Raw genomic sequence first — 12,179 nt, 5'->3', positions numbered from 1 at the left:
CCAGCGGTCACCGCGAAAGGCGGACCCATGCCCGAGATCGCCCTCCAGTTCGACATCGCCGCGCCCCGGGCCGTGGTGCTCGCCGCGCTCACCACGCACGACGGGCTGACCTCCTGGTGGACCACCGGCGTGGACCGGGACGGCGACGTCCTGCTGTTCGACTTCCCCGACGTCCCCGAGCCGTTCCGGCTGCGGGTGGAGCGGACCGACCCGGACCGGGTGGTGTGGACCAACGCCGGTTCCTTCCCGCCGCACTGGGCGGGCACCTGGATCAGCTGGGAACTGGCCGAGCTGCCCGCGGCCCCCGAGGCCCCCGCCGCCCCGGACCGGCCCGCCGCGTCCGGGCGCACCCGGCTGCTGTTCCGGCACGGCGGCTGGCAGCCGGGCAGCGAGGAGGGCGTCCCGGCGGTGGCCGGCACCTGGGCCGAACTGCTGGTCCGGCTCAAGGACTACGCGCAGAGCGGCAAGGTGCAGCCCTACTTCGTCACCGCGCACCACCACGACGCCCCGTGAGCACTCCGTGAGCACCCCGTGGGCGCCCGGTGACGGCCCGGCGACCGGTCGCCCGCCAGGGCGCCGTCCGGTGGCGGGATCGCGGCGGCGGGCCGATGGTGGCGGTGTACCGCCGTCGTCCGGGCCGGGCCGAACCCCCACCCGGCCCGGCCCGGACGACGGCCCGACCGTCCCGACCACCACAGCCGGCCACCACCGCCTCCGGGAGGCCCAGCAATGCCCGTAGTCACCGATCCGTACACGCCCGGCACCCCGTGCTGGGTCGACCTGATGGCGAGCGACCAGCAGGCCGCGCTCGACTTCTACCGCGACCTGTTCGGCTGGCAGGGCGAGGTCGGCCCGGCCGAATTCGGCGGCTACGCCGTGTGCCTGCTCAACGGCCGGCCGGTCGCCGGGATCATGGCGCAGATGGCGCCCGAGGGCCAGCCCGTGCCGCCCGTCGCCTGGACCACCTACCTCGCCTCGGACGACGCCGACGCGGCCCGGACCTCCATCACGGAGGCCGGCGGCACCGTCCTGTACGACCCGATGGACGTCGGCACGATCGGGCGGATGCTGGTCGCCGCCGACCCGACCGGCGCGGTGTTCGGGGTCTGGCAGGCGATGGACTTCATCGGCGCGGGCGTGGTCAACGAGCCCGGCGCGCTGGTCTGGAACGAGCTCAACACCGCCGACACCGGGACGGCCGGCAGCTTCTACCAGCCGGCCCTCGGGCTGCGCCCGGCCACCATCCAGGGCATGGACGGCTACTTCTCGCTCAACGTCGGCGAGCGCACGGTGGGCGGCATGCAGGCGATCCCCGGCTACCTGGCGCCCGGCACGCCCTCGCACTGGATGACCTACTTCTCGGTGGACAGCGCCGACTCCACGGTGGACGCCCTGGTCAAGGCCGGCGGCTCGGTGATCCAGCCGGCCTTCGACATGCAGTCCGGCCGGATGGCGGTGGTCCAGGACCCGCAGGGCGCGGTCTTCGCGGTCGTCGAGCCGCCCGAGGCGCAGATGCCCGACTCGCCGTAACCCCGTGCGGTCCCGTCCCGGTCCCACCCCGGCCCGGCCGGGCCGCCGGAAGCCGCCCTTCCCGCGACGCGCCGCCGGGAAATGGGCGGCTTCCCCCCGTTCCCGGGTAAGACTGCACCCATGCTGGGGCTACCGGACGACATCCGTGCTTTCCTCTTCGACCTCGACGGGGTGCTCACCCAGACCGCGAAGGTGCACGCCGCGGCCTGGAAGGACACCTTCGACGCCTTCCTGCGCGCCGAAGCCGCCCGCACCGGCGGGCAGTTCGTCCCCTTCGACGCCGTCACCGACTACGACACCTACGTGGACGGCCGCCCGCGCCTGGACGGCACCCGCGCGTTCCTGCTCGCCCGGGGCATCGAACTGCCCGAGGGCACCCCGGAGGACCCGCCCAACTCCCGTACCGTGCAAGGGATCAGCCGGGCCAAGAACGACACCGTGCTGCGGCTGATCCGGGAGCGGGGCGTCCAGCCGTACCAGGGCTCGGTGGACTACGTGCACCGGCTGCGCGCGGCCGGGCTGCCCAGCGCCGTGGTCTCCTCCAGCGCCAACTGCCGCGACGTGCTGCGGGCGGCCGGGATCGAGGAGCTGTTCGAGGTGATCGTGGACGGCAACGTCGCCAAGGCCGAGGGCCTGCCCGGCAAGCCCGCCCCCGACACCTACCTGTACGCCGCCCGCGCCCTCGGCGTCGAACCCGCCCGCGCCGCGGTCTTCGAGGACGCGCTCGCCGGGGTCGCCTCCGGCCGGGCCGGCGGCTTCGGCGCGGTGGTCGGGGTGGACCGCACCGGCCAGGCCGCCGAACTGCGCCGGGACGGCGCGACCGTGGTCGTCCAGGACCTCTCCGAGCTCCTGGGGGAGGGGGGAGCGTGAGCGAGCGCAGCGAGCGAATCATCGAGAGGCGCGTGTGGGCGAATGCCCCTGCCGAGCGCAGCGAGGTGGGCGCATGAGTCCCGGGGACAACTTCGCGATCGACCCGTGGCAGATCACCGAACAGGGCCTCGACCTGGCCTCGATGGCCCGCGCCGAGTCCGTCTTCGCGCTGTCCAACGGGCACATCGGCCTGCGCGCCAACCTGGACGAGGGCGAGCCGCACGGCCTGCCCGGCACCTACCTCAACGGTGTCTTCGAGCTGCGCCCGCTGCCGTACGGCGAGGGCGGCTACGGCTACCCGGAGTCCAGCCAGAGCGTCATCAACGTGACCAACGGCAAGATCATCCGGCTGCTGGTGGACGACGAGCCCTTCGACCTGCGCTACGGCGAACTCGTCAGCCACAAGCGCTGGTTGGACTTCCGCGAGGGCCTGCTGCACCGCGAGGCCGAGTGGACCTCCCCGGCCGGGCGGACGATCAAGGTGCGCTCCTCCCGGCTGGTCTCGCTCACCCAGCGCGCGATCGCCGCCGTCGAGTACAGCGTCGAGGCGGTGGACGGCCCGGTGCGGATCGTGCTCCAGTCCGAGCTGGTCGCCAACGAGCAGCTGCCCGGCGGTCCCGAGGGCGACCCGCGGGCCGCCGCGGTGATGGAGGCGCCGCTGCAGCCCGAGGCGCACCACGCCAGCGCCACCAAGGCCGTTCTGGTGCACCGCACCCGCTACAGCGGCATCCGGGTCGCGGCCGGGATGGACCACATCATCGAGGGCCCGGAGAAGTCCGACACCGTCGCCGAGTCCGAGGCCGACCACTGCCGGATCAGCGCCACCACCGTGCTCAAGGCCGGCCAGCGGCTGCGGCTGACCAAGTTCATCGCCTACGGGTGGTCCGGGACCCGCTCGCTGCCCGCCGTCCGGGACCAGGTGGAGGCCGCGCTGACCGCCGCCCGCTACACCGGCTGGGACGGGCTGGTCGCCGAACAGGCCGCGTTCCTGGAGGAGTTCTGGGCGACCAGCGACATCGCGATCGAGGGCGACGTCGAGCTCCAGCAGGCCGTCCGGTTCGCCGTCTTCCACGTCCTGCAGGCGGGCGCCCGCAGCGAGGAGCGGGCCATCCCCGCCAAGGGCCTGACCGGGCCCGGCTACGACGGGCACAGCTTCTGGGACACCGAGACCTTCGTCCTGCCGGTGCTCACCTACTGCCTGCCCGCCGCCGTCAACCAGGCCCTGCGCTGGCGGCACACCACCCTGCCGCTGGCCCGCGAGCGGGCCGTCCAACTCGGCCTGTCCGGCGCGGTGTTCCCGTGGCGGACGATCCGCGGCGAGGAGTGCTCCGGGTACTGGCCGGCCGGCACCGCGGCCTTCCACATCGGCGCCGACATCGCCGCCGCCGTCGCCCGCTACGTCCGGGCCACCGGCGACGCCGAGTTCGAGCGCGAGTACGGGCTCGAACTGCTCGTCGAGACCGCCCGGATGTGGCGCTCGCTCGGCCACCACGACGTGTCCGGGAGGTTCCGCATCGAGGGCGTCACCGGCCCCGACGAGTACAGCGCCGTCGCGGACAACAACGTCTTCACCAACCTGATGGCGCAGAGCAACCTGCGGGCCGCCGCCGAGGCCGCCGTCCGCCACCCGCACGAGGCCTCGCTGCTCGGCGTGGACACCGAGGAGACCGCCGCCTGGCGCGACGCGGCCGCCGCGATGTACATCCCGTACGACGAGGACCTCGGCGTCCACCCGCAGGCCGACGGCTTCACCCACCACCAGGTCTGGGACTTCGAGCGGACCCCGCCGGAGAAGTACCCGCTGCTGCTGCACTTCCCGTACTTCGACCTGTACCGCAAGCAGGTGGTCAAGCAGGCCGACCTGGTGCTCGCCATGCAGGTCCGCGGCGACGCCTTCACCGACGAGCAGAAGGCCCGCAACTTCGCCTACTACGAGCGGCTGACCGTCCGGGACTCCTCGCTCTCCGCCTGCACCCAGGCGGTCATCGCCGCCGAGGTGGGCCAGCTCGACCTCGCCTACGACTACACGGCCGAGGCGGCGCTGATGGACCTGCACGACCTCGGCGGCAACACCCGGGACGGCCTGCACATGGCCTCGCTCGCCGGGGCCTGCATCGCCCTGGTGGCCGGCTTCGGCGGGCTGCGCGACCACAGCGAGACGCTCTCGTTCCGGCCGCGGCTGCCGTCCGGGCTGATGCGGCTGAGCTTCTCGCTGCTGGTGCGCGGGCACCTGCTCGGCGTCGAGATCACCCATGAGCGCACGACGTACACGCTGCGCCGCGGCGAGGTCCTCCACCTGCGCCACGACGGCGAGGCGGTGCGGGTCGAGTCCGGCTCCCCGGTCACCCTGGCGACCACCGTCCCGCCCGCGCAGGAGCGGGTCGCCCAGCCCCCGGGCCGCGAACCCGGCCGCCGCCAGCCCCAGGCCGGCCTCGCGGCCGGCAAGCTCGGCCAGCAGGACCACCTGGCGGCCGAGTAGCCCGTACCCCGCTCACTCCTTCGGCCCGCCCCGGCTGCGCCCGCCACCTCCCCGGCGGAGGGTGCAGGTGTCCCGTGGCGACCGAAGGAGCACAGCCGTGGTGAGCGTGGCCGAACAGATGGTGGAAGTGCTCCGGCAGGCCGGGGTGGAGCGGGTCTACGGCGTCGTCGGAGACAGCCTCAACCCCGTCGTGGACGCGATCCGCCGGGCCGACGGCATCAGCTGGGTGCACGTGCGCAACGAGGAGGCCGGCGCCTTCGCGGCCGCCGCCGAGGCCGAACTCTCCGGCCGGCTCGCGGTCTGCGCCGGGTCCTGCGGCCCCGGCAACACCCACCTGATCCAGGGCCTGTACGACGCCCAGCGCAGCGGCCTGCCCGTGCTCGCGCTCGCCTCCCACATCCCGTCCGGGCAGATCGGCACCGGCTTCTTCCAGGAGACCCATCCCGAGCGGGTGTTCACCGACTGCAGCAACTGGTGCGAGATGCTCTCCACCCCCGCCCAGCTGCCCCGCCTGCTGCGGGTCGCCGTCCAGCACGCGCTGGGCTCGCACGGCGTCTCGGTGCTCGCCTTCCCCGGGGACGTCGCCGCGCTCCCGGCCGCCGCACCCACCGGCACCAGCCACTTCCTCACCGAGGAGGCCGTCGCCGCGCCGCCCTGGTCCCAGGTGCAGGAGCTGGCCCGGCTGCTCAACGCGGCCCGCAAGGTGGTCCTGTTCTGCGGCGCCGGGGTGCGTGCGGCGCACACCGAGGTGATGGCGGCCGCGCAGGCCCTGAACGCGCCGATCGGCCACTCCCTGCGCGGCAAGGAGTGGATCCAGTTCGACAACCCGTACGACGTCGGCATGAGCGGACTGCTCGGCTACGGCGCCTGCCACGAGGCGCTGCACTCCGCCGACCTGGTGCTGCTGCTCGGCACCGACTTCCCGTACGACTCCTTCCTGCCGCAGGCGCACACCGTCCAGGTCGACCACGACGCCACCCGGCTCGGCCGTCGCACCCCGCTCGACCTGGCCGTCCACGGCGACGTGGCCGCCACCCTGCGGGCCGTGCTGCCGCTGCTGGACGCCACCCGGGACCGCGCCTTCCTGGACGGGATGCTGCGCAAGCACTGCCGGGCGCTGGAGGACGTGGTCGGCGCGTACACCCGGGACATCGAGAAGCACCTGCCGATCCACCCCGAGTACGTCGCCTCGGTGCTGGACGAGGTGGCCGCCGAGGACGCGGTGTTCACCGTGGACACCGGCATGAACAACGTCTGGGCCGCCCGCTACCTCCAGCCCAACGGCCGCCGCCGGGTGATCGGCTCCTTCCTGCACGGCTCGATGGCCAACGCCCTCCCGCACGCGATCGGCGCCCAGCTCGCCTGTCCGGGGCGGCAGGTGGTCGCGTTGGCGGGCGACGGCGGGATCGGCATGCTGCTCGGCGAGCTGCTCACGGTGGCCAAGCACCGGCTGCCGGTGAAGACGGTGGTCTTCAACAACGGCGCACTGGGCATGATCAAGCTGGAGATGCTGGTCTCCGGCTACCCGGAGTCCGAGATCGACAACGGGGACGTGGACTACGCCGGGATCGCCCGGGCGATGGGCATCCAGGCCAAGCGGGTCACCGAGCCGGCCCGGGTCCGGGAGGCGCTGGCGGAGGCGCTGGAGCGGCCGGGCCCGGCCCTGGTGGACGTGGTCACCGACCCCAACGCGCTGTCCATCCCGCCGCACATCACCGCCGCCCAGCTGAAGGGCTTCGCCCTGGCGGCGGGCCGGACGGTGCTCTCGGGCGGCGTCGGGCGCATGATCGACCTGGCCCGGAGCAATCTGCGGAACATCCCGCGGCCGTGAGCGCCGGGACGCGGGCCCCTCGGGGCTCTTGCCTCTGAGGCAAATTTCTTGCCTCTGCGGCACGCCGGGTGTCCACTGGACACATGACCAGCAGCTCCACCGGTGCCGCCACGACCGGCGAACAGCTCGACGACCAGGAGGTCGCCGGACTCGCCGCCCGCCTCCGTGAGCACCGGCTCAGCAGTCGCCTCACGCTGGAGGTGGCCGCCGGACGGGTCGGACTCTCCCCAGCCTATCTGTCCCGGCTGGAGACCGGCCGACGGCAGCCCTCGCTGCCCGTCCTGCTCGGCCTCGCCCGCGCGTACGGGACCTCGGTCTCCGGCCTGCTCGGCGAGACCCTCGCCGAGCCGGACCCGATCGTCCGCGGCGGCGCCATCGAGCCCGGCCGGGCCGGCGGCTGGGGCTACCGGCGGGCCGGCGCCCCCGGCCGCGCCATGCAGGCCCTGCGGGTGCACGTCCCGCCGGGCGTGCAGGACTCGGTGGTCCGGGTCCACCCGGGCGAGGAGTGGCTGTACGTCCTGAAGGGCGCGCTCCGGGTCACCCTCGGCGACCGCGTCCACCAGCTCGGGGTGGGCGACTCCGCCCACTACGACTCGCTCACGCCGCACTGCATCGCCGCGGAGTCGGACAGCGGCGTCGAACTGCTCTTCGTCCACACCCTGCTGCAGAGCCCCGGCGGCGAACTCTGCCTCGGCGGCGGCCCCGCCGCCGTTCACTGACCAGCCGTCAGAACACCCCGGAGGAGATCACCATGGCCGATCCCACCACCACCGCCACCCCGGCCGGTGCCGCTGACACCGCCGCGGGTCCGAAGACCATGGACGCCGGCAAGTGGGCCAACAAGCGCGTCTACCACCGCCTGGTGATCTACACCGCCGGCATCCACATCTTCGCCGGCTTCATCATCCTCCTGTTCGAACTGGGCAGCCGCAACAAGTAGTTCGAACCCCTGACCGTCCGCCCGCCCCCCACCCCCGAGGGAGGCGGGCGGACCCCCTCCCCGAACCGGCCCCGCGACCGACCTCGCTCAGGCCCCGCGCAGCAGCTCGCACAGGGCCCGGACGGCCCCGGCGAAGGCGTGCTCCGGCGGGGTGGCGTAGCCGATGACCAGGGCGGGCGGGGCTTCGGCGGTGGCCGGGGTGACACGGTGCCGGGTGAGGCCGCCGAGGGAGAGACCGGCCTGCTGGGCACGGGCGACGAGTTCGGCCTCCGGGGTGGAGCCGGGCGGCAGCTGGAGCACGGCGTGCAGGCCGGCCGCGATGCCGGTGACCCGGACGTGCGGGGCGTGTTCGGCGAGCGCCGAGACCAGGTGGTCGCGCCGCCGCCGGTAGTGCAGGCGGCAGCGCCGCACATGGCGGTCGTAGGTGCCGGAGGTGATCAGTTCCGCCAGCGTCAGCTGGTCCAGCACCGGGGACATCGTGTCGGCCAGCGACTTGAGCCGGGCGACCGGCTCGACCAGCGCGTCCGGCAGGGCCAGCCAGGCCAGCCGCAGGCCCGGTGCGAGGCTCTTGGCGGCCGTTCCGGCGTACACCACCCGCTCCGGGTCCAGCGCCTGCATGGCGCCGAGCGGCTGCCGGTCGTAGCGGAACTCGCCGTCGTAGTCGTCCTCGACGACGTACCGGTCGTGTTCCCGCGCCCACCGCACCGCCTCCGCCCGCCGGTCGGCGGAGAGCGCCGCGCCGGTGGGGTACTGGTGGGCCGGGGTGAGCAGGACGGCGCCCGCCCGGCTGTCGAGCCGGTCGACCAGGGCGCCGTCCGCGTCCAGCGGCACCGGGGCGGTGGCCAGCCCGGCGGCCCGGGCGACCGCGTGCTGCGGCGGCAGCCCGTACTCCTCGACGGCCAGAGCGCGGGCGCCGCGTTCCCGCAGGGCGGCGCAGAGCAGGCCGAGGCCCTGGGTGACGCCGGTGCAGACGAGCAGGTGGTCGGGGTCGGTGCGGACGCCGCGGACCCGGGCCAGGTAGTGGGTGAGCGCCTGCCGCAGTTCGATCCGGCCGAGTGGGCTGCCGTAGTCGAGGGCCTCGTGCGGTGCGGTGGCGAGGGCGCGGCGGGCGGCGGCGAGCCAGGCGGTGCGGGGGAAGAGCGAGAGGTCGGGCCGTCCGGACATCAGGTCGTACCGGGCGGTCGGGCGCCTCGGCGACGGTCGGGGGGCCGGCCGCCGGCCCTGGGGCGGTTCCGGCGCGGCCCGTCGGGCGACGGTGGTTCCGGAGCCCTGCCGGGAGCTGAGCCAGCCTTCCGCGGTGAGCTGGCCGTACGCCTCGACCACGGTGTTGCGGGCGATCCCGAGGTCCTCGCCGAGCGCCCGGGAGGACGGCAGCCGGGTGCCGGGGGCGAGCCGCCCGTCCTGGACGGCCTCGCGCAGCGCGTCCTCCAGGGCGGCCCGCAGCCCGGCGCCGGCGGCCCGCCGCTCGGTGAGGTCCAGGTGCAGGTCGCCGCCGAAGGTGGTCCAGGAGGTGGTCCGGGAGGTGCTCACAGCCCCCATTCTCGCGTGGCGGGGCGGCGGGGTGCCGGGGGTCGCCAGGTGGTGCCGGCGGGCTCCTCGACGGTGGTGGGGGCGGTGCGGGTGGTCACGGTGTCCTCCCGGTCGGTTAGCGTCCGTCACTGGACCGACGGACCCCGACGCGAGGATGTGACAGGGTGAGCGAGGAAATCCCCCCGGCCGCACCGGCCGCACCGGCCGCACCGGCCGCACCGGCCGCACCGGCCGAGCCTGCCGAACCCGCCGAACTGGCCGAACTGGCCCGGCGTTTCGAGGCGGAGCGCCCCCAACTGCGGGCGGTGGCCTACCGGATGCTCGGGTCGATCGCCGAGGCCGAGGACGCCGTCCAGGAGGCCTGGCTGAAGCTGGGCCGCAGTGACGCGGGCGGGGTGCGCAACCTCGGGGCCTGGCTCACCACGGTCGTCGGCCGGGTCTGCCTGGACCAGTTGCGCTCCCGCGCCTCCCGCCGGGAGGATCCGATGCCCGAGCAGGAGGACCGGGTGCGGCTGCCGGACCCGGTGGTCGGCGGGCTGTCGGCGCTGGACCCGGTGCACGAGGTCCTGGTCGCGGACTCGGTCGGGATCGCGCTGATGGTGGTGCTGGAGACGCTCTCCCCGGCCGAGCGGGTGGCCTTCGTGCTGCACGACATGTTCGAGGTGCCCTTCGACGGGATCGCCGAGGTGCTGGGCCGCACCTCCGCCTCCACCCGGCAGCTGGCCAGCCGCGCCCGCCGCCGGGTCCGGGGCGCCACCCCGGCCGCGGACTCCGACAACGCCCGCAAGCGCACGGTGGTGGAGGCCTTCCTGAGCGCCGCCCGGGGCGGTGACTTCGACGCCCTGCTGACCGTCCTCGACCCGGACGTGATGGCCCGGTCGGACGGCGGCACGCTGGTGCCGAGCGCGCTGCGCCGCGGTGCGGCGGACGTCGCCTCGCAGGCGATCACGTTCGCCCGTTTCGCCGCCGAGGGCCGGATCGTCCTGGTCAACGGCTCGCCCGGGGTGGTGTCCTTCGCCGAGGGCCGTCCGCTGTCGGTCATGTCGTTCACCGTCCACGGGGGCCGCATCACCGCGCTGGACATCCTCACCGATCCCGTCCGCCTGGCCGCCCTGGGCCTCACGGCGTGACCGGTCGGGCCGCCCGGCGGGCTGCCGGGCGGCCCGGTCCCGGGATCAGGCCAGCCCGCCCGCGGCCCGGAGGTTCTGTCCGGTGAGCCAGCGCCCTTCGGGCCCGGCCAGGAAGGCCACGACGTCGGCGATGTCCTCGGGCCGGCCGAGGCGGCGCAGCGGGGTGAGGCCGGCCACGCGGTCGAGGGCCTCGGGCGGGTTGGTGCCGCGCAGCAGGTCGGTGTCGGTGGCGCCGGGCGAGACGGTGTTGACGGTGATCCCGCGCGGACCCAGTTCGACGGCGGCCACGGCGGTGAGCTGCTCGACGGCGCCCTTGCTGGCGGCGTACGCGGCGATGCCGGGGACGGGCCGGACGGTGTTCACCGTCGAGATGTTGACGATCCGTCCGCCGTCGCGCATCCGGCGGGCGGCGTACCGGACGGTGGTGAAGGCGGTGCGGGTGTTGACCGTGAACAGGGTGTCGAGGTCCGCGTCGGCCAGCTCGGCCAGCGGGGTCGGGGTGAAGGAGCCGGCGGCGTTGTTCACCAGGACGTCCAGTCCGCCGAGCCGCTCCTCGGCCTCGGCCATCAGCCGCTCGGCGGCACCGGCCTCGCCGAGGTCGGCCCGCAGCGCCCAGGCACGGCCGCCCTCGGCCTCCACGGCACGGACGACCTCGGCGGCGGCCCGCTCGTCGTGGGCGTAGCCGAGGACGACCTGCGCGCCGTCGCGGGCCAGCCGCCGGACGACGGCCCGCCCGATGCCCCGCGAGCCGCCCGTGACGACCGCCGCCTTCCCCGTGAGCGGGGCCGGCCCGCCCTGTTCCTCAACCACGTTTCCTCCACGTCCTGTTCGCCGTCGTTTCCCGGGCCACTGTCGCACGCGCGCTGCGGTGCCGCCCATGGCGAACTTCGTGCCGGTGGCGGGCGTCCGGCCCGGGGCGCGGGTCCTGGCAGGGGCGGTCCGGACGGCTCAGAGCGACAGGTAGACCGCGCTGCCGACGCCGGCCAGGAAGCAGTAGAGCGCGAACGGCGTCAGGCTGCGGGTCTCGAAGTACCTGGTGAGGAAGCGCACCGAGACGTAGCCGGCCACGAAGGCGGCGAGGCTGCCGGCGAGGACCGGGCCGAGCACGCCGGAGTTCTCCGGCTTGAACAGCTCCGGCACCTTCAGCACCGAGGCGGCCAGGATGACCGGGGTGGCGAGCAGGAAGGAGAACCGGGCCGCGTCCTCGTGGTGCAGTCCGCGCAGGATGCCGGCGCTCATGGTGACGCCGGAGCGGCTGATGCCGGGGAACAGCGCGAGGATCTGCGCGGCGCCGATCCAGGCGCCCTGCCCGTAGCCGAGCCGGGTCAGCCGGTGGTCGGAGGCGATCGCCGGGTCCGCGCCCGGCTCGTCGTCGGCGGCGGTGATGCGTCCGGCCCGGCGGCGGCCGGTGCCGCCGCGCTTGAGCCGCTCGGCGCCGAGCAGCACGAGGCCGTTGAGGGCGAGGAAGACCGCGGCCGGGACGGGCTTGCCGAGCGCGTTGCGCAGGGCCTTCTCCAGCACCAGGCCGGCCACGCCGACCGGGATGGTGGAGAGGACGAGCAGCCAGGCGAGCCGCTCGTTGCGGGTCTCCACCCGGCGGTGCCGGATCGAGCCGAACAGCCCGTCGACCACCCGGACCCAGTCCTTGCGGAAGTAGACCACCAGCGCGAGCGCGGTGGCCAGGTGCAGGGCGACCAGGGCGGCGAGGTACGAGGAGCCCTCGGCGGTCATGTCGAGGTCGTGCTGGATCCTTCCGCCGACCAGGGCGGGCAGCAGGATGCTGTGGCCGAGACTGGAGACCGGGAAGAGTTCCGTCACGCCCTGGAGCAGGCCGACGCCTATCGCTTCCGGGTAGGTCAGGGTCGACAT

At 74.5% G+C, this 12,179-nt stretch carries 11 protein-coding genes; 8 read left to right on the top strand and 3 right to left on the bottom strand.

What is annotated here, in order from left to right; genetic code table 11:
* The first annotated feature begins 27 nt into the window (after positions 1-27).
* From ACFVUY_RS00135 to ACFVUY_RS00105, 7 genes are all read left to right on the top strand, one after another.
* A complete protein-coding gene (locus tag ACFVUY_RS00135; protein ID WP_387726253.1) occupies positions 28-513 on the top strand; it encodes an SRPBCC domain-containing protein in 486 nt (161 codons plus the stop codon).
* A 216-nt stretch (positions 514-729) separates the two neighbouring features.
* Positions 730-1,530 (top strand): VOC family protein, encoded by an 801-nt coding sequence (locus tag ACFVUY_RS00130; protein WP_387693942.1) that lies wholly within the window; start codon positions 730-732, stop codon positions 1,528-1,530.
* A gap of 120 nt (positions 1,531-1,650) precedes the next feature.
* Entirely contained in the window at positions 1,651-2,400 is a 750-nt protein-coding gene (locus tag ACFVUY_RS00125) for an HAD family hydrolase (RefSeq protein WP_387726250.1), read from the top strand.
* A gap of 73 nt (positions 2,401-2,473) precedes the next feature.
* Entirely contained in the window at positions 2,474-4,879 is a 2,406-nt protein-coding gene (locus tag ACFVUY_RS00120) for a glycoside hydrolase family 65 protein (protein WP_387726247.1), read from the top strand.
* A 118-nt stretch (positions 4,880-4,997) separates the two neighbouring features.
* Complete coding sequence (locus tag ACFVUY_RS00115; RefSeq protein WP_387727063.1) at positions 4,998-6,710, top strand: pyruvate dehydrogenase; 1,713 nt, start codon at positions 4,998-5,000, stop codon at positions 6,708-6,710.
* Between the two features lie 83 nt (positions 6,711-6,793).
* On the top strand, positions 6,794-7,429 hold the full coding sequence (locus ACFVUY_RS00110; RefSeq protein ID WP_359897928.1) for an XRE family transcriptional regulator: 636 nt from the start codon (positions 6,794-6,796) through the stop codon (positions 7,427-7,429).
* Between the two features lie 32 nt (positions 7,430-7,461).
* Positions 7,462-7,650 carry a DUF6126 family protein gene (locus tag ACFVUY_RS00105; RefSeq protein ID WP_359897927.1) on the top strand — a complete coding sequence of 63 codons (189 nt, stop codon included), beginning with the start codon at positions 7,462-7,464 and terminating at the stop codon, positions 7,648-7,650.
* Positions 7,651-7,737: 87 nt separating this feature from the next.
* Here the strand turns inward: ACFVUY_RS00105 and ACFVUY_RS00100 are convergent, their stop codons facing one another.
* Complete coding sequence (locus ACFVUY_RS00100) at positions 7,738-9,180, bottom strand: PLP-dependent aminotransferase family protein (RefSeq protein WP_387726244.1); 1,443 nt, start codon at positions 9,178-9,180, stop codon at positions 7,738-7,740.
* A gap of 254 nt (positions 9,181-9,434) precedes the next feature.
* Here ACFVUY_RS00100 and ACFVUY_RS00095 point away from each other — a divergent pair, with 254 nt between their 5' ends.
* The gene (locus tag ACFVUY_RS00095) at positions 9,435-10,310 is read left to right on the top strand and encodes a sigma-70 family RNA polymerase sigma factor (RefSeq protein WP_387727061.1); all 876 of its coding nucleotides are present in this window, start codon (positions 9,435-9,437) and stop codon (positions 10,308-10,310) included.
* Between the two features lie 45 nt (positions 10,311-10,355).
* On the opposite strand, the gene ACFVUY_RS00090 is transcribed toward ACFVUY_RS00095, so the two are convergent.
* Both ACFVUY_RS00090 and ACFVUY_RS00085 read right to left on the bottom strand, forming a co-directional pair.
* Positions 10,356-11,120 carry a glucose 1-dehydrogenase gene (locus ACFVUY_RS00090; protein ID WP_387726241.1) on the bottom strand — a complete coding sequence of 255 codons (765 nt, stop codon included), beginning with the start codon at positions 11,118-11,120 and terminating at the stop codon, positions 10,356-10,358.
* Between the two features lie 138 nt (positions 11,121-11,258).
* On the bottom strand, positions 11,259-12,179 hold the full coding sequence (locus ACFVUY_RS00085; RefSeq protein ID WP_387726238.1) for an undecaprenyl-diphosphate phosphatase: 921 nt from the start codon (positions 12,177-12,179) through the stop codon (positions 11,259-11,261).

Origin of the sequence: Kitasatospora sp. NPDC058063 (genome assembly GCF_042885395.1) — a bacterium.
Taxonomy (GTDB): domain Bacteria; phylum Actinomycetota; class Actinomycetes; order Streptomycetales; family Streptomycetaceae; genus Kitasatospora; species Kitasatospora lactacystinica.
This window is presented reverse-complemented; position numbering and strand designations above follow the sequence as displayed.